20 protein-coding genes are annotated in these 22,239 nt (G+C 58.3%); 15 read left to right on the top strand and 5 right to left on the bottom strand.

Features of this window, described 5'->3' with window-relative positions:
- The first annotated feature begins 46 nt into the window (after positions 1-46).
- Both fetA and fetB read left to right on the top strand, forming a co-directional pair.
- On the top strand, positions 47-700 hold the full coding sequence (gene fetA / locus COO59_RS02125; protein ID WP_103058173.1) for an iron efflux ABC transporter ATP-binding subunit FetA: 654 nt from the start codon (positions 47-49) through the stop codon (positions 698-700).
- Positions 697-1,458, top strand: a complete 762-nt coding sequence (gene fetB / locus COO59_RS02120; protein ID WP_103058172.1) for an iron efflux ABC transporter permease subunit FetB — start codon at positions 697-699, stop codon at positions 1,456-1,458. Before fetA ends, fetB begins: the two co-directional genes overlap by 4 nt.
- Here the strand turns inward: fetB and COO59_RS02115 are convergent.
- Entirely contained in the window at positions 1,455-2,030 is a 576-nt protein-coding gene (locus tag COO59_RS02115; protein WP_103058171.1) for a DedA family protein, read from the bottom strand. The two genes, fetB and COO59_RS02115, sit on opposite strands and share 4 nt — an antisense overlap.
- A 174-nt stretch (positions 2,031-2,204) precedes the next feature.
- Between COO59_RS02115 and COO59_RS02110 the strand changes: the two genes are divergently transcribed.
- Together COO59_RS02110 and pbpG are read left to right on the top strand one after the other, a co-directional pair.
- Positions 2,205-2,792, top strand: a complete 588-nt coding sequence (locus tag COO59_RS02110; RefSeq protein ID WP_103058170.1) for a Yip1 family protein — start codon at positions 2,205-2,207, stop codon at positions 2,790-2,792.
- A 308-nt stretch (positions 2,793-3,100) separates the two neighbouring features.
- Complete coding sequence (pbpG, locus tag COO59_RS02105; RefSeq protein WP_103058169.1) at positions 3,101-4,039, top strand: D-alanyl-D-alanine endopeptidase; 939 nt, start codon at positions 3,101-3,103, stop codon at positions 4,037-4,039.
- 4 nt (positions 4,040-4,043) lie between these two features.
- Here the strand turns inward: pbpG and COO59_RS02100 are convergent, their stop codons facing one another.
- Positions 4,044-4,586: a GNAT family N-acetyltransferase gene (locus COO59_RS02100; protein ID WP_103058168.1), complete on the bottom strand. Its 543-nt coding sequence runs from the start codon at positions 4,584-4,586 to the stop codon at positions 4,044-4,046.
- A gap of 188 nt (positions 4,587-4,774) precedes the next feature.
- Here COO59_RS02100 and COO59_RS02095 point away from each other — a divergent pair, with 188 nt between their 5' ends.
- A complete protein-coding gene (locus COO59_RS02095; protein ID WP_103058167.1) occupies positions 4,775-7,216 on the top strand; it encodes a DUF3772 domain-containing protein in 2,442 nt (813 codons plus the stop codon).
- 45 nt (positions 7,217-7,261) lie between these two features.
- On the opposite strand, the gene dld is transcribed toward COO59_RS02095, so the two are convergent.
- Positions 7,262-9,001, bottom strand: a complete 1,740-nt coding sequence (gene dld, locus COO59_RS02090) for a D-lactate dehydrogenase (RefSeq protein WP_103058166.1) — start codon at positions 8,999-9,001, stop codon at positions 7,262-7,264.
- A gap of 163 nt (positions 9,002-9,164) precedes the next feature.
- Between dld and bglX the strand changes: the two genes are divergently transcribed.
- On the top strand, positions 9,165-11,462 hold the full coding sequence (gene bglX, locus COO59_RS02085; RefSeq protein WP_103058165.1) for a beta-glucosidase BglX: 2,298 nt from the start codon (positions 9,165-9,167) through the stop codon (positions 11,460-11,462).
- Positions 11,463-11,589: 127 nt separating this feature from the next.
- On the opposite strand, the gene COO59_RS02080 is transcribed toward bglX, so the two are convergent.
- Positions 11,590-12,339: an SDR family oxidoreductase gene (locus COO59_RS02080; RefSeq protein WP_103058272.1), complete on the bottom strand. Its 750-nt coding sequence runs from the start codon at positions 12,337-12,339 to the stop codon at positions 11,590-11,592.
- Between COO59_RS02080 and COO59_RS02075 the strand changes: the two genes are divergently transcribed.
- Positions 12,326-12,577 (top strand): hypothetical protein, encoded by a 252-nt coding sequence (locus COO59_RS02075; protein WP_133158579.1) that lies wholly within the window; start codon positions 12,326-12,328, stop codon positions 12,575-12,577. The genes COO59_RS02080 and COO59_RS02075 overlap by 14 nt on opposite strands.
- Before the next feature lie 35 nt (positions 12,578-12,612).
- Here the strand turns inward: COO59_RS02075 and COO59_RS02070 are convergent, their stop codons facing one another.
- Positions 12,613-13,104 (bottom strand): YciE/YciF ferroxidase family protein, encoded by a 492-nt coding sequence (locus COO59_RS02070; protein ID WP_103058163.1) that lies wholly within the window; start codon positions 13,102-13,104, stop codon positions 12,613-12,615.
- A 256-nt stretch (positions 13,105-13,360) separates the two neighbouring features.
- Between COO59_RS02070 and COO59_RS02065 the strand changes: the two genes are divergently transcribed.
- The 8 genes from COO59_RS02065 (at position 13,361) to COO59_RS02030 (ending at position 22,195) form a co-directional block, all read left to right on the top strand.
- Positions 13,361-14,233 (top strand): oxygenase MpaB family protein, encoded by an 873-nt coding sequence (locus tag COO59_RS02065; protein WP_103058162.1) that lies wholly within the window; start codon positions 13,361-13,363, stop codon positions 14,231-14,233.
- Positions 14,234-14,322: 89 nt separating this feature from the next.
- Positions 14,323-15,432, top strand: coding sequence for a suppressor of fused domain protein (locus COO59_RS02060; protein ID WP_103058161.1), 1,110 nt, complete (start codon positions 14,323-14,325; stop codon positions 15,430-15,432).
- 151 nt (positions 15,433-15,583) lie between these two features.
- On the top strand, positions 15,584-17,479 hold the full coding sequence (locus COO59_RS02055) for a methyl-accepting chemotaxis protein (protein ID WP_103058160.1): 1,896 nt from the start codon (positions 15,584-15,586) through the stop codon (positions 17,477-17,479).
- A gap of 154 nt (positions 17,480-17,633) precedes the next feature.
- Positions 17,634-18,197 (top strand): isopentenyl-diphosphate Delta-isomerase, encoded by a 564-nt coding sequence (idi, locus tag COO59_RS02050; RefSeq protein WP_103058159.1) that lies wholly within the window; start codon positions 17,634-17,636, stop codon positions 18,195-18,197.
- Between the two features lie 233 nt (positions 18,198-18,430).
- The gene (gene osmF / locus COO59_RS02045; protein WP_103058158.1) at positions 18,431-19,351 is read left to right on the top strand and encodes a glycine betaine ABC transporter substrate-binding protein OsmF; all 921 of its coding nucleotides are present in this window, start codon (positions 18,431-18,433) and stop codon (positions 19,349-19,351) included.
- Positions 19,352-19,368: 17 nt separating this feature from the next.
- Entirely contained in the window at positions 19,369-20,532 is a 1,164-nt protein-coding gene (locus COO59_RS02040; protein ID WP_103058271.1) for an ABC transporter permease, read from the top strand.
- Positions 20,529-21,464 (top strand): ABC transporter ATP-binding protein, encoded by a 936-nt coding sequence (locus tag COO59_RS02035; protein WP_103058157.1) that lies wholly within the window; start codon positions 20,529-20,531, stop codon positions 21,462-21,464. Before COO59_RS02040 ends, COO59_RS02035 begins: the two co-directional genes overlap by 4 nt.
- Positions 21,461-22,195, top strand: a complete 735-nt coding sequence (locus tag COO59_RS02030) for an ABC transporter permease (RefSeq protein WP_103058156.1) — start codon at positions 21,461-21,463, stop codon at positions 22,193-22,195. The genes COO59_RS02035 and COO59_RS02030 overlap by 4 nt, the downstream gene beginning before the upstream one ends.
- Positions 22,196-22,239: the final 44 nt, after the last annotated feature.

The raw sequence follows: 22,239 nt of genomic DNA, 5'->3' as shown, positions 1-22,239 counted from the left end.
CGCCTTGCGCGTTATTATTGGCTGTCCAACCCACAAGGAAGCGTTTATGGTTATGGAAATTCCAGCGCTGGCGGTACGTGACGTCAGCTATCGGCTGGCGGATAAAGTGCTGCTGGCCCCTCTCTCTTTTACGTTGCGACAGCATGAATTTGTCTGGCTCACCGGCCCTTCCGGCAGCGGTAAAACCACCTTACTGAAAATCCTTGCCGCGCTGTTGACGCCGACTACCGGCACTATTGCGTTTCGCGGCGAGGAGATTACCGCACTGAAGCCGGAAACCTGGCGCCAGCAGGTCTCTTATTGTTGCCAGACGCCGCAGCTGTTTGGCGAAAGCGTTTATGACAACCTGGCTTTTCCCTGGCAAATCCGTCAGCGTCGGCCTGAAAAACAGGCGCTGCGCGCCAGCCTGGCGCAGCTTAATTTAGCGCCTTCAATGCTGGAACAGCCGATAACGGACCTTTCCGGCGGCGAACGGCAGCGGGTGGCGCTGCTGCGCAATTTACAGTTTCCTCCCGCGATACTGCTGCTGGATGAGGTCACCAGCGCGCTGGATGCAGAGAATAAAGCGCGGGTAAAACAGGTGATTCGACAAACGGCGCAGCAGCAGCCGATGAGCGTGCTGTGGATCAGCCACGACCCGCAGGAAACCGACGATGGCTCCCGCGTTATCGCTTTAACCCGCATGGAAGCAGCACAATGAATCATCCTGCGATTAGCAACGCCTCGCTGGCGCTGGCCTTTATGCTGGTGCTGGTGGCCCTGATTATCAGCCAGAAAGAGAAGCTGGGGCTGCACAGAGATATTTTATGGAGCGTGGCGCGCGCCATTATCCAGCTCACCCTTGTCGGCTACGTACTGCACACGCTGTTCGATTTCAATAACCGCTGGCTGACGCTCTCGATGGTGCTGTTTATCTGTATTAATGCGGCGCTTCACGCCCGCAAGCGTAGCAAACGCATCGGCAAAGCCTTCGGTATCTCTTTTATCGCCATCGCTTCCGGCACCGGGCTAACGCTGACCATTCTGGTGCTGAGCGGCGCGATTGCCTTTGTGCCTATGCAGGTGATCCCGATTTCCGGCATGATCGCCGGCAACGCGATGGTGGCGGTGGGATTATGCTACACCCAGCTAAATCAGCGCTTTGTCGATAACCGTCAGAAAGTTGAAGAGATGCTTAGCCTTGGCGCGTCGGTGAAACAGGCTTCGGCGACGCTGGTGCGCGACAGCATTCGCGCCGCGCTGATCCCAACGGTGGATGCGGCGAAAACCGTGGGTCTGGTCAGCCTGCCGGGCATGATGTCAGGGCTGATATTTGCCGGAATCGATCCGGTGTTGGCGATTAAATATCAGATTATGGTGACTTTTATGCTGCTGGGAACGGCGGCGATCTCGGCGATTATCGCCGCCTGGCTGGGCTATCGCCGTTTTTATAACGCGCGGGCGCAGCTGGTTTTTTAATCATCGCGCCGCCGCGACCAGCGGCGGAACGTCAGACGCAGCAGCAGAACAAAGGCCACCGCTGCGGCCAGCCACAGCAGATGTTTCAGGTGATGATCGAGGCGGTGCAGCCACGGCGTGATCATTTCGCCGGCAAAATAGCCGAGCGTCACAAATACCAGCGACCAGATAAAAGCGCCGATAGCGTTAAAAATGATAAATTTCAGCGGGCTGAGGCGGCTGGCGCCGATAATAATCGGCCCGATAACGCGAAAGCCGTACATAAAGCGCACGCCAATAATAAACAGCACCGGATAGCGGCGGATCATACGGTTAGCGCGCTTCAGTTTGCCCTGATGTTTTTTAAAGCGGCGCAGGATGCGGGAGCCGAAATGACGACCAATGTAGTAAAGCAGCTGATCGCCAAGAAAACCGCCGAGCATCACCGCCAGCACCACGCCGCTATAGCGCAGCAGCTTCTCGTGCGCCATAACGCCGCCCAGCAGGGCGAACGTTTCCCCTTCGGCAATACAGCCAATGACGACGGCCAGATAACCATATTGCTCAATAAATTGGTTAATATCGAAATGCAAAACGTACCGCCTCTTTTATCCTTAGCGTCAGAGTAAGTGTACACCCCGTTAACCCTGCCTTGCGAAAAAACGCGCCGCGGGGAAAGTCCGCAGCCGGATTGATGAAAAATAGCCCGGCGAATTATACTTGAGTGAAAGCCGCCGAGCGGGCGGTGAGTCGCTGAGGGCAACACCATGAACCATGTCTGGGGACTTCTGGCGCATCCCGATCGGGAGATGCGCAATATCGAACGGGAACACGAAAGCGTTTCCCATCATTACACGCATCACGTTTTGTTGATGGCGGCGGTTCCGGTGATTTGTTCCCTGATCGGCACCACCCAGCTGGGGTGGTATCTCGGCGGGGGACGTACGGTTCCGCTCGCGCTTTCTACCGGACTGATGCTTGCCGTGCTGTTTTATCTGTTGATTCTGGGCGGCGTGGCGGTTATGGGGCGGGTGATTTACTGGATGGCGCGCGATTATCCGCAGCGGCCCAGCGTACAGCGCTGTACGGTTTTTGCGGGCTATGTCGCCACACCGCTGTTTCTTAGCGGCGTTATCGCCCTTTATCCGCTGGTCTGGCTGTGCGTGCTGGCAGGCGCGGTGGCGCTGGCCTGGACCGGCTATCTGCTCTACGTGGGCGTTCCGCAATTGCTGAACATCGATCGTGAAGAGAGCCTGCGTTTTTCCGGTTCAACGCTGGCGATCGGCATTCTGCTGTTTGAGGTCTTGCTGGCGCTGACGGTACTGCTGTGGGGCTACGGTTCCCACATGGGTTAAGCCGCCTCAGGATACGCGAGCTGGCACGGTGCAAAAAAGCCACCGGCAGGTGGCTTAACGGCGAGTCTGAGTATGTATGGGGCGTATTCACGCGGCGCGAGGAGATCGCTCGCGCTACCGATACGGTTAAATTGTTGCCGGGTATGGGCATCATTTTCCCTGTTTACGCCCGGAAACGAATCTCTGATAGGAATTTACTGAGCGCCCGGCGTATTATTCTGCCTGCCAGCCGCCGCACCTGTTGACTCTCGCGACGGCAGCCTGTGTTACGCACAGCGCGCAATCCTGAACCGGTAAGTTGTTAAACGATGCCCGCAAAATTTCGTTATTCGTTGTTGAGCCTGGCTTTACTTTTTTCCGCGCAGGGCCAGGCGGTAGCCGCTTCGCCATTAAGCACGCCTGCGCCGCTCTCCCAGCCGCAAATTGCCTCCGGCAGCGCGATGATTGTCGATCTCGATACTAATAAAGTACTGTATGCCAGCCACCCGGATCGGGTAAGGCCTATCGCCTCGATTACCAAATTGATGACGGCAATAGTGGTGCTGGATGCGCAACAGCCGATGGATGAGCTGCTGAATGTCGATATTAGCCATACGCCGGAAATGCGCGGCGTGTTTTCCCGCGTACGCCTGAAAAGTGAAATCAGCCGCAAAAATATGCTGCTGCTGGCGCTGATGTCTTCGGAAAACCGCGCTGCGGCCAGCCTCGCGCATCATTATCCCGGTGGCTACGACGCTTTTATTCGCGCGATGAACGCCAAAGCGCGCGCGCTGGGCATGACCAATACCCATTACGTTGAGCCGACCGGCCTGTCGATACATAACGTTTCGACCGCCCGCGACCTGACAAAGCTGCTGATCGCCACGAAACACTATCCGCTGCTGGGCCAGCTCAGCACCACTCATGAGGAGATGGCGCGCTTCAGCAATCCGGACTATACGCTGCCTTTCCGTAATACCAACCATCTGGTTTATAAGCCGGACTGGCACATCCAGTTAACCAAAACCGGCTTTACCAACCAGGCGGGGCATTGCCTGGTGATGCGCACGATGATCAAACAGCGCCCGGTTGCGCTGGTGGTGCTGGATGCCTTTGGCAAATATACCCACTTTGCCGATGCCAAACGGCTGCGCGACTGGCTGGAAACCGGCAGATCCGCGCCGGTTCCGGCGGCGGCGCTGGCTTATAAAAAGCAAAAAACCGCCGAGACCGCCAGCAACAGCCTTGACGACAGCGCGGTGGAATAACGCTTTACTCCTCCGCTGCGCGGGCAGCGGAGGAGAGCGCGCGCTGCATAATCAGCGTGTCGCGCCAGGCGCCATGCTTAAATCCTATCTCTTTTAATATGCCGACCTGGCGGAATCCCAGCCTGAGATGTAACTTCAGCGAGCCGATATTTTGCTCACCGTTGCCGATCACCGCCAGCATCTGCTGCCAGGGGCCCTGTTCACAGCGCGCAATCAGCGCCGCCAGCAGGGCGCTGCCGATGCCGCGTCCCGCCACGTCATGCGCCAGATAGATCGATTCCTCCACGCTATAGCGGTAAGCAGGACGCGGACGATAAGGCGAGGCATAGCTAAAGCCCATAATGCGGCCCGCCTGCTCTGCGACCAGATATGGCATTTCCAGCGCCTGCACCTTTAACAAACGGGCGTGCATTTCCGCCTCATCGGGCGGCGTTTCCTCAAAAGAGGCGCAGCCATACTGCACATGCCAGGCGTAAATTTCAGCGATAGCGGCAATGTCCGCCGCGCCGGCAGCACGAATCAGCAGTGGTTCGGCTCTCTTCGACATAATTTTTCCTTATAGCCGGTGAAAGTCCTACTTTGACACAGGCGCGTCGTTGCGTTTCATAACAAATTCTTATCCATAAAGTACGAATTTTCTTCATGCTTTCCTATAGTGAAGCGTCAGGCAAAAGCATAAACTGGCGCGCGATCGCGGCGAGGCCGTGGAACAGAAACAGAGTGGAACGACCTTCGATGTCAAAGTGGTTACGATTAATGCGGGCGAGCCTGCTGGCGCTGCTGGTACTGGCGCCGTTCGGCATTCACGCGGCGGATAACGCTGAAGATAGTGCGGCGGCAGGTGAAGAGGCCGTGGTAAAAGTGAATGCTGCGGTTGAACTGCCGAAGATGCAAAAAATCCTCGATAAAATTAAAGGACAGGTTTCCGGCGAAACCAATGACGCGCAGCTTTCCCAGCTGAACGACATGGCGCTGGAGCTGTCGGGCAATGCCGATACGCTGGGGCAGGCGCTGATCCCGCAGCGTCAACAGCTCATGGCGCAGCTGGCGGTATTAGGCCCGGCGCCAAAAGCGGACAGCGAAGTGAAAGAGACGCCGGAAGTCACCCGCAAGCGCAGCTCGCTGGAAAACCAAAAGCAAAAGCTGGACGAGCAGATTAAACAGACGGAGGCGATCAAAAGCGGATCGCTTAATCTCAGCGCGCAGATCGTTAACCTGCGGCGCAACAATCTGAAAACCCAGCTGGCGCTGAACTCCGGCAGTATTTTCGGCCCGCGCTTCTGGGCACCGCTGTTTGGCATGCAGCAGAGGGATGGCGATAAGCTGGCCAACTTTCGCGACGAGCTAGCGGATTCCGTGGCGCTGGCGTGGGAACCAGGCTGGCGGATCGGCACGATTTTATGGCTGGTTGCGGCGGTGCTTGTCGCTACGCTGGGCCGTCGCTACGGGGAAGAGTTCCTCGCCTGGATTAGTATTAACAAGCTGCCGGAAGGGCGTATGCGGCGCAGCTTCCTGGCGGCGGCGATCGCCTTAACCACGCTGGTGGCGGTGGTGCTGGCGTTTAACTTTTTTGACCAGGCGTTTACCCGCCGCGAGGAAGTTTCTGATGATGTGCAGGGCTTTGTCGATCGCCTGGTGCAGCTCAGCGTATTCTGCGGCCTGATTGCCGGGCTGGGACGCGCTTTTCTTTCGACGCGCCGTCCGTCATGGCGTCTGCCGGCTATTTCCAACGAGGTGGCGCAGGCGCTGAAGCCTTATCCGCCGCTGACCGCTTCTCTGGTCTTTATATTCCAGACGCTGGAAGCGCTGAACACCACCGTTGGCACCAGCGTCGGCACCACCATTCTGGCAAACGGCATGACGGCGCTGCTGGTCGGCGCTACCGCGCTCTCCATCAGCTTCCGCTCCAGCCGCGTGCGCCGCAGACTGGCGCAGGAAAAGCAGACGCCAGAGGTGAAATCCACGCTGGTCGGCCTGATTCAGATGGCGATTACGTTTATCGGGCTGGCGATCATGCTGTCGCTGATTATCGGCTACGTTACCCTGGCGCGCTTCCTCAGCTATGAGCTGATCTGGCTGGGTATCGTCAGCGGTGCCTTCTACTTCCTCAGCCATCTGGTCAGCGACGGCTGCGAAACGCTGCTGTCGGTAAATAGCCCGACCGGTAAGCAGTTACAAACTTCGCTGAACATTGATGAACGTCATCTGTCGCAGGCGGCGCTGCTGCTGTCGGCGCTGGGCAAAACTCTCCTGCTGCTGTTTGCGGTGGTGGCGCTCCTGAACGGCACCTTCGGCACGTCGACGCCGATTGAGCTGCTGCAAAAGGCGGTGGAATTCTGGGGCGGCAAAGGGCTGGAGTCGCTGAATATCGTCCCTGCGCATCTGGTCAACGCGCTGCTGTGCATGGCGATCGGTATTTATGTGCTGCGCTCGGTGCGCCGCTGGCTGGATAACGATTTTCTGCCAAAAACCACCATGGATACCGGCATGCGCGTTTCGCTGGTGACGCTGTTCAGCAATATCGGCTATGTGCTGATTATTTTGCTGACGCTCTCTACCATGGGCGTGCAGTGGAACAAGCTGGCATGGATTGTCAGCGCCCTGTCGGTGGGTATCGGTTTTGGTCTGCAGGAGATTGTTAAAAACTTTATCTCCGGCCTGATCCTGCTGACCGAGCGCCCGGTTAAAGTGGGCGACCTGGTAAGCATTAGCGGTATCGAAGGCGATATTCGCCGCATTAACGTGCGCGCCACGGAGATCCAGCTGGGCGACAAATCCACGGTGATCGTGCCGAACTCGCAGCTGATTTCGCAGAACGTGCGTAACGCCACTATGGGCAATGCCCAGGGCGTAGCCACCATTACGCTGACCTTCCCGCTGGATATTGATCCGGTGCAGGTACGGGAGATTTTACTGGCGGTGTATAACGAAAACGAGCGCATCCTGGAGACGCCGGAGCCGTCGGTAAGCTTCAAGGATCTTACGCCGCAGGGCATTGTGCTGAGCGTGACCGGCAACGTCTCTAATCAACGGCAAATTGCCGGCGCGAAAAGCGATCTGCTGTTCGATATTCTGACGCGCCTGCGCAAAGAGGGCATTGTCCTGTCGCGTCCGCAGACCATGATTATCGAGCAGAAGAATGGTGAGACGGTCGTGAAAAATCCGCCGCAGAGCTAAGCCGCAGAAGGGCCGCCTTTCGTAGGGTAACGGCGGCCCTTCTGATTATTCGGTCGGGTGGTGCGAGTCGCAGCCGCAGTCGGCCCACTGCTTGCGTTTGCTGGTTTTACCGATGCCAGGGTTAAAGCTATTGGTCGGATCGAGCTGTTGATAAAAGGCTTTCATCTGCGGCTTCGCCTGATAAAGATGGCCGACATTATGCTCCGCCGGATATTCCGCGCCGCGCTGGTTTAAGATCGCCAGCATCCGCTCTTTCAGCGCGTGCGCGTCCACGCCTTTCTTCACGATATAATCCTGATGGAAAACGTGACACATAAAGTGACCATAATAGAGGCGATGCGTCAGCTTATCGTCAAACTCCGGCGGCAGCTTCTCAAACCAGTCGCGATCGTTACGGCGCAGCGCAATATCCAGCGCCAGAATATCTTCTACTTCATTATGATGCGCCGCGTGGTAGCGCACCGCCGCACCGGCAGCGGCAAAGCGATGTAAAAAGGCTTTCGATCCCTCTTCATCAGTACATTCAAAATAGTCGCCGCCGCCCTCGCGGAAAAAATCCTTCAGAAACTGACGCGCTTCCTCCACGCCGTCGCCGGACATTTTCAGCATCAGATGATGCTCATAGCGATCGCGCCAGGTTTTCATCCGTTTGGGCAGATGGGTGGGGAACAGGGCGCTCAGCTTTTGCAGCATCCGGTCGGTAAAGTGCGGGCGGAACAGCGGAATATGGCTCAGCATGGCATCGATACGCCCTTTTAAGGTAAAGAAGCGCGGCATCTTATCGGTGCCCAGCCGGTCGATCATAATAAAGGTGTCCTTCCCGTACTTTTCAGCGATGTCATACATATCGCGGTGCATATATTCGCCCGCCACCGGCAGGTTGTTGAAATGGGCGAGAATATGGCGGCGAATATCCTCCAGCGCCGCCGTATCGTTGCTGCCGATGTAGAACACCTGCTGCTTTTTCTCCGCCTCGAAGGTATCCAGCCGCACGGCGAATACCGCCAGCTTACCGGCGCAGCCGGAGGCTTCATACAGGCGACTGGCGTCGGCGTTAAAGCGCGACGGCGTATCCGCCTCTACGTCGCGCACGCGCTCGACATAGTTATGATCGGACGCCTGGCGGGCATCGTAGCGCACGTCGCTCTCGCGCCAGGCCTCATCATCCAGCCGACCGAGGATCTGCTCCGGCGTGCTGCCAAGCTCAATCCCCAGATGGTTAACCAGCTTCAGCTGCCCCTGTTCATCCAGCTGGGCATAGAGCGCCATTTCGGTATAGGCCGGGCCGCGTTTCACCAGCGCGCCGCCGGAGTTATTGCAGACGCCGCCAAGAATCGAGGCGCCGATGCAGGAGGAGCCGATTACCGAATGCGGCTCGCGTCCCAGCGGCTTAAGCATCTTCTCCAGCTGAAACAGCGTACTGCCGGGAAACGCCAGCACCTGCTTGCCCTTATCCAGCAGCTGAATGCGGTCCATGCGCAGGGTGCTGATAATAACGATCTCGCGGTCGTAATCGTTGCCGTTCGGCGTCGAGCCTTCGGTCAGCCCGGTATTGGCCGCCTGCATCAGAATAATTTTATCCGCCGCCACCGCGGCCTTCAGCACGCGCCACAGCTCCAGCAGCGAACCGGGAAAAACCACCGCCAGCGCCTCGCCCTGACCGGAGCGGAAGCCTTTGCGATAGCGTTCGGTTTTACGCGGATCGGTCAGCAAATGGCTGCCGCCAACGATGCGACGCAGTTCATTAATCAGGGTTTGACTGGCAGAGTGAGTATGAGGGTGCATATCCATTGTCCTGTTATATGGGTCGAATTTACTGTAGCAGTTCAGACACAAAAGCGTTTAACGGCAAAACTACCTGCTATTCTCTTCCTGTGGCACACTGTAGCTATCTTATTGCTGTAACACTATAAAATCCGTCCCGCGTTTTTGTTGAGAGCCCAATCTGATGAAATGGATTTACTCCCTGAGTCTCGCTGTTTCCCTGGCGGTGCAGCCCGCCTTCGCTGACGATCTTTTCGGCCCACATCGTATGACGCCAGAGGCGCGCGATGCGTTTGTTACCGATCTGCTGGCGAAAATGACGCTGGATGAAAAAATTGGTCAGCTGCGGCTGATCAGCGTCGGGCCGGACAACCCGAAAGAAGAGATTCGCGAGATGATCAGGCGCGGCCAGGTCGGCGCGATCTTTAATACCGTTACCCGTCCCGATATTCGTGCGATGCAGGATCAGGTGATGCAGCTAAGCCGCCTGAAAATTCCACTGTTTTTCGCCTATGACGTGGTGCATGGACAGCGCACCATTTTTCCGATCCCGTTAGGGCTGGCCTCCAGCTGGGATACCGATGCGGTGGCGCGCGTGGGGCGCGTGTCGGCATTTGAGGCGGCGGACGATGGCCTGAATATGACCTGGGCGCCGATGGTGGACGTCACGCGCGAACCGCGCTGGGGCCGCGGCTCGGAAGGCTTTGGCGAAGATACCTGGCTGACCGCGAAAATGGGCGGCACGATGGTCGCGGCGATGCAGGGCAAAAGCCCGGCGGATCGCTATTCGCTGATGACCAGCGTTAAGCACTTCGCGCTGTATGGCGCTATTGAGGGCGGGCGCGACTACAACACCGTGGATATGAGCCCGCAGCGCATGTTCCAGGATTATATGCCGCCATATAAAGCCTCGCTGGACGCGGGCAGCGGCGGGGTGATGGTTTCCCTGAACTCCATCAACGGCGTACCGGCCACCGCCAATAGCTGGCTGCTGAAAGATCTGCTGCGCGACCAGTGGAAATTCAAAGGCATTACTATCAGCGATCACGGCGCGATTAAAGAGCTAATCAAACACGGCGTCGCCAGCGATCCTGAGGATGCGGTGCGGCTGGCGCTGAAGTCCGGCATCGATATGAGCATGGGCGACGAATACTACAGCAAATATCTGCCGGGGCTGGTGAAGCGCGGCGTGGTGACAAAGGCGGAGATCGACGACGCGGCGCGTCACGTGCTGAACGTGAAATATGATATGGGGCTGTTTAACGATCCCTACAGCCACCTTGGGCCGAAGGGCAGCGATCCGGCGGACACCAATGCGGAAAGCCGTTTGCACCGTGAAGATGCGCGCGACGTGGCGCGTAAAAGCATAGTGCTGCTGAAAAACCGACTGGAGACGCTGCCGCTGCAGAAAGCGGGCACCATTGCGCTGATCGGCCCGCTGGCGGACAGCCAGCGCGACATCATGGGCAGCTGGTCGGCGGCGGGCGTGGCGAAGCAGTCGATTACCCTGCTGCAGGGCATGAAGAACGCCATCGCTGATAAGGCGACGCTGCTGTACGCCAAAGGGGCGAACATTACCGATCACAAAGGCATTCAGGCCTTCCTGAACCTCTATGAGCAGGCGGTAAGCGTTGACAGCCGCACGCCGCAGCAGATGATCGATGAAGCGGTGGCGACGGCGAAAAAAGCGGACGTGGTGGTGGTCGCGGTAGGCGAGGCGCAGGGCATGGCGCACGAGGCTTCCAGCCGCACCGATCTGACGCTGCCGGAAAGCCAGCGGAAGCTGCTGGCGGCGCTGAAAGCCACTGGCAAACCGCTGGTGCTGGTGCTGATGAACGGTCGTCCGCTGGCGCTGGTGCATGAGTATCAGCAGGCGGATGCGATGCTGGAGACCTGGTTCAGCGGAACCGAAGGGGGCAACGCCATCGCCGACGTGCTGTTCGGCGACTATAACCCGTCCGGCAAGCTGCCGGTCTCCTTCCCGCGTTCGGTAGGGCAGATCCCCATCTATTACAATCATCTGCCGACCGGCCGTCCTTACAACCCGGAAAAACCGAATAAATACACTTCGCACTACTACGACGCCGCCAATGGGCCGCTGTTTCCCTTCGGCTATGGCCTGAGCTACACCACCTTTACCGTTTCGCCGGTGAAGCTGTCGTCAGCGACGATGCCGCGTAACGGCAAGGTGGAAGCGAGCGTCACGGTGACCAATACCGGCAAGCGCGACGGCGCGACGGTCGTGCAGCTTTATCTTAACGATGAGGTCGCCAGCGTCAGCCGTCCGGTAAAAGAGCTGAAAGGCTTCCGGCGCATTATGCTGAAGGCGGGCGAATCGCAAACCGTACGTTTCCCGATCGATGTCGATGCGCTGAAGTTCTGGAACCAGCAGATGCAGCAGGTGGCTGAGCCGGGCAAATTTAAGGTAATGATTGGCCTCGACTCGGTCAGAACGCAGAATGCGGAATTTACCTGGCTGTAAACGCCGGGCCTTCGGGAGGAGACGTTTGCCTCTTTAAAGCGGCCTTAACGCCTGGCGCAGTGAGATAAGACTATTCAGAACCGGCCCTTAACCGGGGCGGTTTTTTTACGTTTGCTCGCCGGGCTGCTTATCTGCCGCCCGCCAGATCGATAAAGCTGCCGGTGACGTAGGAGGCCTCATCGGAGAGCAGCCAGGCGATCGCCTGCGCCACCTCTTCAGGCTGGCCGCCGCGTTTCATCGGCAGATTCTCTTTCACCCGATCGACACGTCCTGGCTCGCCGCCGTCGGCATGCATCTCGGTATAAATCAAACCAGGCCTGACGGCGTTAACGCGAATGCCCTGGGCCGCCACCTCCAGCGACAGTCCGATCGTCAGGGTATCGATCGCGCCTTTGGATGCCGCATAGTCAATATATTCATGGGGCGCGCCAAGCCGTGAGGCGGCAGAGGAGACGTTAACGATGGCGCCGCCCTGGCCGCCGTGCCGCAGCGCCATGCGCTTCACCGCCTCGCGCGCACAGATAAAGCTGCCGGTGACATTAGTGGCAAATATCGAGGCGATGCGCTGCGCGTCCAGCTGCTCGATGCTTGCCTGCTGCCTGAGGATACCGGCGTTATTCACCAGCCCGGTCACCAGGCCCAAATCGCGATCGATCTGCCGGAACAGCGCCACCACCTGCTCTTCGTCGGCAATATCCGCCTGCACCGCGATCGCTGTGCCGCCGTCGCGTTGGATCATCGCCACCACTTCTTCGGCACGCGCCTGCTGCGTGCGCCAGCCGATACAAAGCGCATGGCCTTTTGCCGCCAGCGTCAGCGCGGTGGCGCGCCCGATGCCACGACTGCCGCCGGTAATTAAGGTAATGTTCTTTTTCATCCGTTCGTTCATCTCTTTTTTGATGATAAGCATCATCAGCTTGCGCATACATCAGGGAGCAGAAAATATTACACAACAGCACAATGCTGTCGCGCAAAATAGGGCGGGTGATTTGCCAGGCGGCCTGGTCAACTTTATGGCGGTGGTGGAGGGCGGCTCGTTTAGCCGCGCGGCTGGAACGGCGCCCATAAAAAAACCGACCGGCAGCCAACCGATCGGCTCATTCATGCTCTGTTAAAAACGCCCAATGAGATCACTTCATGATCAACGCCGTCAGGCGGCGTGCTGATTAACCTGCTGCTTAGCCAGCGTGGTGAGTTTCTCATCGGTCGCTTTTTCTTCATCCAGGGTATTTTTCAGGATAGAGATAACATTGTCGTAGCCCAGGGTTTTCGCCAGCGACATCAGCGAACCGTAGCTGGAAATTTCATAATGTTCGACTTTCTGAGCGGCAACAATCAGGCCTGCATCGCGCACCGGCCCTTCTTCCACTTCCTGAATAATCTCCTCGCCTTCCTTGATCAGCCCTTCCATCGCCACGCAGGTGACGCTTTCCATCTCGACATTATCAAGGGCCGCGATCACCTCATCCAGACGGGCAACATGGCCTTTCGTCTCTTCCAGGTGTTGTTTAAACCCTTCGACAAGTTTAGTTTCAGTGGCGGCCTCCGCCATTTTCGGCAGTGCCTTGGTTAACTGAACTTCAGCACTGTAAACATCGCTTAGAGTATGAACAAACAGATCGTTTAACGATTGCATAGTCATAACGCTTATCTCCCTATTAATTAGGTGTTGGTGTGCTGCGGTTGCCATAAAAGCTTGGTAGAAAGTGTGACGGCAGGCAAATAATCTGCGTTTCGCTTACAAACAGATGAAAGATAAGGATTTATACTAATTTATACCTTGCTTATTAAATATTAATCTTAATAATCAGCTAATTGCCGCAGGCGTAATTCTGCGTAAAAGAGTGTATTTGTTTATTGCAGAACGCAGCGGCAGGCAGAGAAGTCATGGATATTTAATGGAATTATTACGCAGACGTATCGAAAAACAGGTTTTCCGGGTAAACGGTCTTTCGCTTAATGAGTTCGACCTTTCCCAACCGCCGGGCGATCCGGGGCTGTTTGGCCCCGACAGCGTGGTCTGGTCGGTACACGGTGATTTTACCTCCATGCTGTGCGGCGGCATCAGCGCGTTGCTGCTACAGATGCTGCACCCTTCGGCGCTGGCGGGCGTGTGGGATCACTCCTCCTTTCGCCAGGATATGCTGGGCCGTCTGCGCCGCACCAGCCAGTTTGTCGCGGTAACCACCTTTGGCAATCGCGCCGATGCGCTGACGCTAATTGAGCGGGTAAAGCGCATCCATTTGCAGGTTAACGGCGTTGACGGCTGCGGCATTCCCTACGCTGCCAGCGATCCTGAGCTGTTAACCTGGGTGCATATCGCCGAGGCCAGCCGTTTCCTTGCCGCCCATCTGCGCTATAAAAATCCGGCGCTCAGCCTGGCCGATCGGGATCTTTACTATGCGCAGGCGGCGCGGGTCGCGGAGGCGTTGGGCGCGCAGCAGGTGCCAAAAAGCGTGCAGGCGGTAGAGGAGCGGCTGCAGCAAATGCGCCCGCAGCTGCGCTGTGACGCGCGCACCCGCGAGGTTATCAGGCTGCTGCTGCAGGCCCCGGCGCCCAGCAGGCCGGCAAAGCTGGTTATGGGCACCCTGATGGAGGCGGGAATAGGCCTGCTGCCCGACTGGGCGCAGCAGATGAGCGGCCTCGCCCTGAGCGCGCGTCGTCAGGCGACTATCGATCGACGCATCCGGCTGCTGGCGGCCATGCTGCGCTGGTCGGTGCGTAACGGGGCCTGGCCGCGCGCAATGCGGCGCGTGGGGCGTGATTTTTGAGATTATTACCCTTGCCGCTGTGTCGCAATAAGGGAGATCCTGCTCTATTCTCGGGGAAGCTGGATTCCTCCACGTTGCGTTGAGGCACTATGACATATTCGCAGTTGATTGCTGAGGTGACTAATCAGCAGCAGACGTTAACCGCCATCATCGAACAGACCGAACGGGCCGCCTATTTTTATATCTGGCCCACCGAGCCGTTTCGTTCCCGTTTCGCGGTGCGCGGCTGCTGGCTGCGTAATCTGCTGCCCGCGCCGTTTGAAGAAGACAGCGCGGCGATAGAACAGGGGATCGCGCCGCTGCTGAGCGCCGACTGTTGCCGTACGCTGGAAGCCGAGCCGCCGCTCGATCCGGCCGGCCTGCAAATTATCTGGGAGCCGACCGACGATGGCGCGGCGGTCTGGTATCAGGGGCAGCTGCTGGCGGTCATTCCGGGCTGGAGCCTCTATCAGAATAAACAGGTAAGTTTCTCGGCGGGCTGTATTAAAGAGAATCGCCTGACCGCGCCGCTGGGATCGGCCTCGACAAACCACTATTACGCTCAGGCGCTGGCGTATCGTCAGTTCTGGCGCGACTGGCATGATGGACACCTCTGGCAGCCGGTACAGCACGATCTGCTGCAGTGCTACGAATCCCACTACGGCCCGTCGCTCAAATATTACTCTATCGATCAGGACCAGTGGCCGCCGATGGCGATTTCGCAGCATTATCATCAGGGCGTCTGGTATTTCTTTACCGTTGGCATGTGCATCCGTCCGATGCCGTGGGTTGATTTTCTGTATGAAGATCTGGCGCCTCAGTATCGCCGCACTGAACTGGCGATGGCGATCGATGCGGAAGTGATGACGGAAGATAACGCTATTCAGATGGCCAGCGCGCTGGCTAACTACGCGCACTATCCCTGGAGCAGCCTGAACTGGCTGGGCGAAGGCCATACGCTGCCTTCTTCGGTCGCGCCGGTGGGCTTTGAAGGGTTTCTGCTTTCCGCCACGCTGGGCGCGGAGGGCGGACAGTTCGCCTTGCCGAAGCGCGAAGGCGAGCGGGTGAACTTATTGTGGGCCACGCCGGTAACCGCCGCCGAACAGCATTTTGCCCAGGCCGATGACGAGGGCGGTATGCAGCTGGTGACGCGTCTGTTGCAGTACGGCGCTAATCATATCTTCCGGCCGCGCCAGCAGGTGGTTGAGCCGGAAGAGTAAGGCCCGCGTCCGTTTTCGTCTCTCTTTTTGCTGCACCCGCCAGGCCGGGCGGAATTTTTGTAAAGTGTGATGGCGTCCGCCTCAAGTAAAACGTTCATATGCCGTTAACACCAGAAGGGCAATATGGCCCTTCCTGTTACGTGGTGTGGATATGTTAAAAACAACGCAGGCACGCTTTACGGCGGCGATTGTGGCATTTTTTATCGTATTGATGGCGGTCACCGTCGTGGTCATCAATCTTTTTGTTGCCCCGCAATTAAAAACGAATGAAGAGCGTCTGGTGCGCTACGAGGTCGATACGCTCGCCGCACGGATCGTCGAACAGATGAACCGCGTTCAGGCGCAGCAACGCACCATTACCGAAGCGGCCAGCGTGATGGACAGCGCCGCCATTGATAGCCTGCTGCCGGCGTTGGTCAATCAGTATAACGACAGTAACGTTTTTGGCGGCGGCATCTGGCCGTTGCCGAACATGCGCGCGGCGGACCGGGAAAAATTCAGTACCTTTTTTGCCCGTGATGCCAGCAACCAGCTACAGGTAAACACCTTCTGGAACTCGCCGGAAGCGGATCGCTACTATGAACAGCCGTGGTATAAAGCGGGTCTCGCCGCCAGCAAAGGGCAGTGCGCCTGGGCTAATGCCTATCAGGATGCCGCCAGTCCGCAGCCGCGCACCAACTGTGCGATGGCTATCTATCGCAACGGCGCGGCCTGGGGCGTGGCCACCATTGACGTGACGCTGGGGTTCTTTAACCGCCTGGCGAAAGAGATGGGCGATGCGATTGGCGGTCGCGTACTGATCGTCGAGGCCGATGGCAAAGTGGTCGGCAACGCGGCGCTGGTCGATGGCACGCCGAAGCTGCAATATCTGAAAGAGCTTAACCTGCCGCTGGCCGCGCCGCTGAAGACGCTGCTGGCGAATGCCGGGAAGCAGCCGGTGGAAAGTCAGTATCAGAGCGAAGAGGGCGACCGTACTCTGTTTGTCCAGCAGATTGCCGGCAGTCCCTGGTATCTGGCGAGCGATGTGCCGACCAGCCTGCTGACGCAACAGACCTACTCTATGATTTTACGCCTGGGCATGGTTCAGATCCCGCTGGCTATCGTGCTGCTGCTGGTGCTGCTGGGCTTTATTCGCAGCATGATGAAGCGCCTGAGCCTGCTTAAAGAAAATATCCTGGCGCTGTCGAGCGGCGGAGCTGATTTAACCCAGCGTCTGCCGGCCAGTAACAGCCCGGAGTTTAACGCCGTGGCGGAGAGCTTTAACCAGTTTATTAGCTATCTGCAGGGGCTGATGCGGCAGGTTGGCGACAGCGCGCTGGCTATCACCTCGGCCTCGCGGCAGATCGCCAGCGGCAACCTCGATCTCTCCGCGCGTACCGAAGAGCAGTCGAGCTCCATTGTGGAAACCGCGGCGTCGATGGAAGAGTTAACCGGCACCGTGCGTCAAAATGCGGATAACGCTACCCACGCCAACCAGCTGGCGGGCGAAGCCTCGAAGGTGGCTGAGCGCGGCACCGGCGTGGTGCAGCGGGTGGTAGCGACGATGGGCGAAATTGACGCCTCCTCACGTAAGGTGGTGGATATTATCAGCGTGATCGACAGTATCGCCTTTCAGACTAATATCCTGGCGCTGAACGCGGCGGTGGAAGCCGCGCGGGCCGGCGAGCAGGGTCGCGGTTTCGCGGTGGTTGCCAGCGAAGTGCGCAATCTGGCGCAGCGCTCTGCCAACTCGGCGCGCGAAATTAAAAAGCTGATCGAAACCTCCGTCGCGAATATTGATGCGGGCAGCCAGCTGGTAAACGAAGCGGGTCATACCATGGATGAGCTGATGCAGGGCGTCAGCAGCGTTACCACGCTGATGAGCGAAATTATGTCCGCCGGCCGTGAACAGAGCATGGGAATTGAACAGGTAAACGTGGCGATCAACCAGCTGGATAGCACCACGCAGCAAAATGCCGCGCTGGTGCAACAGGTTTCCGCCGCCGCCCAGGCTATGGAAGAGCAGAGCGTGCAGCTGGAGCAGGTAGTCAACCGCTTCAAACTGTAAGAGATAAGCCAACGTGCTCCGCGATTGGATCGCGGAGCAAAGGGGCGGTCTGGCTTACTTTTCTGTACATATTGTGATAAATAAGGGGACTTTTTTCCGGCATAAGGCCCGGCGGATATGCCACAATAGCTGGGATTAATCTGAAGGAGCCCGTATGCCCGCTATTGAAGTTATCCTTGTTGATCATCTTGATCGTCCTACCGGCAAAATGGAAAAGCTGGAGGTGCATGAAAAAGGTTTACTGCATCGTGCGGTAACGGTTTATGTCTTTAACCATCAACATCAGCTGCTGCTGCAGCGCCGCGCCAGCGGTAAATATCACTGCGGCGGCCTGTGGAGCAATACCTGCTGCGGCCATCCTTATCCTTATGAATCAACCCAGCATGCGGCCGAGCGGCGACTGCAGGAGGAAATGGGTCTCAATTTAGCGCTGACGCCGATGTTTGAACTGAGCTATAACCTGCCGTTGAGCAACGGGCTGACCGAGCATGAATATGGCCACGTATTTTTCGCCTTCAGCGACGCCCAGCCGCAGCTCAATCCGGAAGAGGCTGATGCCAGCCGCTGGCTCTCGCTGGAAGCGATTCAACAGGAGATAACGCGCGATCCTGCACGCTTTACTCCCTGGTTTTTATATACCTTCGCGCGCATTCCTGAGCAGCTAACGCGTTTTATTCAGCGTGCGGGTTCGGTAAAAACCTCCACATCTCCGTTATAACTCGCCGGCTCCCGACGCACCAGCCGCAGCGCAATCAAACCGGCCAGCGTAGCCAGCTACAGGATGTATGGATTGTTGAACATAACCTCATGATGCAATAGGTTAAATCCCAGCGTACCTCTGTCAAATCCTAAGCTTGCGTCGCGTCTCGCAGAAATGAGTTATTTACTCGGCGCACGCAGGGATTTGCGCTACGCTTTGACAGAATAACTTTGCTGAAAAGGAAAATTGCCATGGCTTTTGCTACTGCGCGTCGCGGTTTACTCGCCTTTGCTGCCCTGATAACGCTGATCGGCACCGCGCAGGCCGCCGATCCGCTGCGCGTCGGTTCGAAAATCGATACGGAAGGCTCGCTGCTGGGCAACATTATTTTGCAGGTGCTGAATAAGCATGGCGTGCCAACGGTTAACAAAATCCAGCTGGGCAATACGCAAGTGGTGCGCGGGGCGATAACCGCCGGCGAACTGGATATTTATCCCGAATATACCGGCAACGGCGCGTTCTTCTTTAATCTCGCTGGCGATGCGGCATGGAAAAACGCGCAGGCGGGCTATGAAAAGGTCAAAACGCTGGATGCGCAGAAAAATCAGCTGGTCTGGCTGTCGCCCGCACCGGCTAATAACACCTGGACTATTGCGGTGCGTGGCGATCTGGCTCAGAAAAACCAGCTCGCTTCGCTGGCCGATCTCAGCCGCTATCTTAAGCAGGGCGGCACCTTTAAGCTGGCCGCCTCCGCCGAGTTTATCGAGCGCGCCGATGCGCTGCCCGCCTTTGAAAAAGCGTATGGCTTTAAGCTCAATCAGGATCAGCTGCTGTCGCTGGCGGGCGGCGATACGGCGGTCACCATCAAGGCGGCGGCGCAGCAAACCTCCGGCGTGAACGCAGCGATGGCCTACGGCACTGACGGACCGGTGGCGGCGCTGGGGCTGCAAACGCTAAGCGATCCTAAGGGCGTACAGCCGATTTACGCGCCCGCGCCGGTGATCCGCGCCGCGGCGTTGAAGCAGTATCCTGAGATTGCCGCCTGGCTGAAGCCGGTATTTAGTGCGCTGAATGAAAAAACGTTGCAGTCGCTGAACGCCAAAATTGCCGTTGAAGGCCAGGACGCGAAAAAGGTGGCCGCTGAATGGCTGCAGCAGCAAAACCTGCGGTGATCCGCAGCACCGCAACCATGCTGCGATTTATTCCCCGTAACCGGGTGCTGCTGTTGCTGACCGCGCTGCTGATCGCGACGCTGTTCGCTTTACCTTTTGCCAGCTTTGCGCCTAACCGGCTGGTATCCGGCCAGCCGGTGATGCTGGCCGGGCTGTTGCACGGCGCAGGCTGGCTGATCCTGCTTATTCTTCCGCTATTGCTGCTGCTGGCCTGGCTGCCGCTTAGTCGTCCGACGCTGATCCTCACGCTGGCGCTAAGCGAAATCCTGCTAACCCTGCTGGTGGCGCTTGGCGGCCACGCGGCGCAAACGCTGTCCGGGCAGGGCAGCGCGCTGGCGCGCACCAGCTTTGGCAGCGGATTGTGGGCGGCCATCGCGCTTTGTCTGCTGATTGCCGCAGACAGCGTTATGCGACTGACGCGTAGCGCGCCGTGGCGGCTGCTGTTGAATGCTCAGGTCTGGCTGCCGCTGCTGGCGCTGCTGCTCGGCGGGCAGCTCGATCAGCTCTCGCTGCTGAAAGAGTACGCCAACCGTCAGGAGATTTTTGACCAGGCGCTGACGCGTCATCTGCTGCTGCTGCTGACAACGCTGCTGCTGGCGCTGCTGCTGGGCGTACCGCTGGGCCTGCTCTGCTATCGCCGCGCGCGCTGGCAGAGCGTGATTTTTTCCGTGCTGAATATTATTCAAACCGTGCCGTCGGTGGCGCTGTTTGGCCTGTTGATTGCGCCGCTGGCGGGGCTGGCCGCGCAGTTTCCCTGGCTGGGTCGGCTTGGCGTCAGCGGCATTGGCCTCGCTCCGGCGCTGATCGCGCTGGTGCTGTATGCGCTGCTGCCGCTGGTGCGCAGCGTGGTGGCGGGCCTGCAGCAGGTGCCGGACGGCGTGCGGGAAAGCGCCTGCGGCATGGGCATGTCGCGCGGGCAAATTTTCTGGCAGGTGGAGATCCCGCTGGCGCTGCCGGTGCTGCTCAGCGGCCTGCGCGTGGTGACAATCCAGACGGTAGGCATGGCCGTTATCGCTGCCTTAATTGGCGCGGGCGGCTTCGGCGCTATTATCTTTCAGGGGCTGCTCAGCAGCGCGCTGGAGCTGGTGCTGCTGGGCGTGATCCCGGTTATCGCGCTGGCGGTGCTGGTGGATACGCTGTTTAAAATCGTTATCTCCCTGCTGCAAAGGAACGCCTTATGATCCAGTTTAATCAGGTCAGTAAATATTTTGCCGGTAAGGCGGCGGTTGACGCCATCAACCTGCATATCGCCGCCGGTGAATTTACCGTGCTGATTGGCACTTCCGGCTCGGGTAAATCGACCACGCTGAAAATGATTAACCGGCTGATCGAGCATGATAAGGGCACGATACAGTTCGCCGGCGAGGAGATCCGCAGCTTTAATCCGCAGGCGCTGCGGCGGCGTATGGGCTATGCCATCCAGTCGATTGGGCTGTTTCCGCACTGGACGGTGGAAAAAAATATCGCCACCGTGCCGGAGTTGCTGAAGTGGCCGCAGGCGCAAAAGCAGGCGCGGATAAGCGAGCTGTTAGCGCTGCTTAACCTGGAAGAAGATTTGCGTCAGCGCTATCCGCATCAGCTTTCCGGCGGGCAACAGCAGCGGGTAGGCGTGGCGCGCGCGCTGGCTGCCGATCCCGAAGTTCTGCTGATGGACGAACCGTTCGGCGCGCTCGATCCGGTCACGCGCGGCGCGCTGCAACAGGAAATGCTGCGGATTCACCGGCTTTCCGGGCGTACCATTGTGCTGGTGACGCACGATATTGATGAAGCGCTGACGCTGGCGGATAACATTGTGCTGATGGATAACGGACGCATCGTGCAACAGGGCAGGCCGGTCGAGCTATTGACCCGTCCCGCCAACGATTTTGTCCGTGATTTTTTTGGCCGCAGCGAGCTGGGCGTACGCCTGCTCTCGCTGGGTAACGCGGGCAGCGCGGCCAGGCGCGGCGAATGGCTGGAGGAGACGCCGGTAGAGGCTTCGATGTCGTTACGTGAGGCGCTTTCCCTGTTTATCGCCCGGCAAACCGATAAGCTGCCGGTGATGGATGCGCAGGGCGTGCCGTTGGGCGTGCTGCACTTCAGCGATCTGCTGCGTCAGCGGGAGAACGCATGAAACGGCTATTGCGCGATCCGCTGCTGTGGCTGATTGCGCTCTTTATCGCGCTGCTGTTGCTGATGCCCAGAAGCGGCCCGCTGTTTGCCCACTGGTTTCCCCAGTTGGATCGTCCGGTCTATCAACAGGAAAGTTTTTTCCAGCTGGCGCTGGCGCACTTGCGGCTGGTGGCGATCTCCAGCCTGGGCGCAGCGTTAATTGGCCTTGGCGCGGGCATTGCGGTAACGCGCCGTGCCGGACGTGAGTTTCGTCCGCTGGTGGAAACGCTGGCCGCCGCCGGACAAACCTTTCCGCCTGTGGCGGTGCTGGCCGTGGCGGTGCCGGTTATCGGCTTCGGCGAGCAGCCAGCGATTATCGCGCTGCTGCTGTACGGGATTTTGCCCGTGCTGCAGGGCACGCTGGCCGGGATAGAATCGGTGCCCGCCAGCGTGCGGGAAGTGGCGCGGGGCGCAGGCATGAGCAGCTGGCAGAGTTTAACGCGCGTTGAGCTGCCGCTGGCTGCGCCGGTAATTATCGCCGGGGCGCGCACCTCGGTGATTATCAATATCGGCACCGCCGCCATCGCCTCTACGGTAGGGGCGAAAAGCCTGGGATCGCCGATTATTATCGGCCTGAGCGGGTTTAATACGGCGTATGTAATTCAGGGAGCGGTGCTGGTGGCGCTACTGGCTCTGGTGGTGGACCGGCTGTTTGAGCGCCTGCAGCGCTGGTTTAGCGGGAATGTAAAATAATGGTATAACCCACCAGCATCAGACCGCCAGTACCGCCGACCGCC

It is taken from the genome of Mixta theicola (genome assembly GCF_002895925.1).
Classification (GTDB): domain Bacteria; phylum Pseudomonadota; class Gammaproteobacteria; order Enterobacterales; family Enterobacteriaceae; genus Mixta; species Mixta theicola.
Note: the sequence above shows the minus strand (reverse complement) of the source record. Positions and strands in the feature narration are given on the sequence as shown.

Coding starts and splice junctions, on each gene's coding strand:
- COO59_RS02070 (WP_103058163.1), bottom strand. CDS start 13,104: ATGACTATGCAATCGTTAAACGATCTGTTTGTTCATACTCTAAGCGAT.
- COO59_RS02080 (WP_103058272.1), bottom strand. CDS start 12,339: ATGAAAAAGAACATTACCTTAATTACCGGCGGCAGTCGTGGCATCGGG.
- COO59_RS02075 (WP_133158579.1), top strand. CDS start 12,326: ATGTTCTTTTTCATCCGTTCGTTCATCTCTTTTTTGATGATAAGCATC.
- idi (WP_103058159.1), top strand. CDS start 17,634: ATGCCCGCTATTGAAGTTATCCTTGTTGATCATCTTGATCGTCCTACC.
- COO59_RS02100 (WP_103058168.1), bottom strand. CDS start 4,586: ATGTCGAAGAGAGCCGAACCACTGCTGATTCGTGCTGCCGGCGCGGCG.
- COO59_RS02055 (WP_103058160.1), top strand. CDS start 15,584: ATGTTAAAAACAACGCAGGCACGCTTTACGGCGGCGATTGTGGCATTT.
- COO59_RS02040 (WP_103058271.1), top strand. CDS start 19,369: ATGCTGCGATTTATTCCCCGTAACCGGGTGCTGCTGTTGCTGACCGCG.
- COO59_RS02110 (WP_103058170.1), top strand. CDS start 2,205: ATGAACCATGTCTGGGGACTTCTGGCGCATCCCGATCGGGAGATGCGC.
- bglX (WP_103058165.1), top strand. CDS start 9,165: ATGAAATGGATTTACTCCCTGAGTCTCGCTGTTTCCCTGGCGGTGCAG.
- COO59_RS02065 (WP_103058162.1), top strand. CDS start 13,361: ATGGAATTATTACGCAGACGTATCGAAAAACAGGTTTTCCGGGTAAAC.
- fetB (WP_103058172.1), top strand. CDS start 697: ATGAATCATCCTGCGATTAGCAACGCCTCGCTGGCGCTGGCCTTTATG.
- dld (WP_103058166.1), bottom strand. CDS start 9,001: ATGCACCCTCATACTCACTCTGCCAGTCAAACCCTGATTAATGAACTG.
- COO59_RS02095 (WP_103058167.1), top strand. CDS start 4,775: ATGTCAAAGTGGTTACGATTAATGCGGGCGAGCCTGCTGGCGCTGCTG.
- COO59_RS02035 (WP_103058157.1), top strand. CDS start 20,529: ATGATCCAGTTTAATCAGGTCAGTAAATATTTTGCCGGTAAGGCGGCG.
- osmF (WP_103058158.1), top strand. CDS start 18,431: ATGGCTTTTGCTACTGCGCGTCGCGGTTTACTCGCCTTTGCTGCCCTG.
- fetA (WP_103058173.1), top strand. CDS start 47: ATGGTTATGGAAATTCCAGCGCTGGCGGTACGTGACGTCAGCTATCGG.
- COO59_RS02060 (WP_103058161.1), top strand. CDS start 14,323: ATGACATATTCGCAGTTGATTGCTGAGGTGACTAATCAGCAGCAGACG.
- pbpG (WP_103058169.1), top strand. CDS start 3,101: ATGCCCGCAAAATTTCGTTATTCGTTGTTGAGCCTGGCTTTACTTTTT.
- COO59_RS02030 (WP_103058156.1), top strand. CDS start 21,461: ATGAAACGGCTATTGCGCGATCCGCTGCTGTGGCTGATTGCGCTCTTT.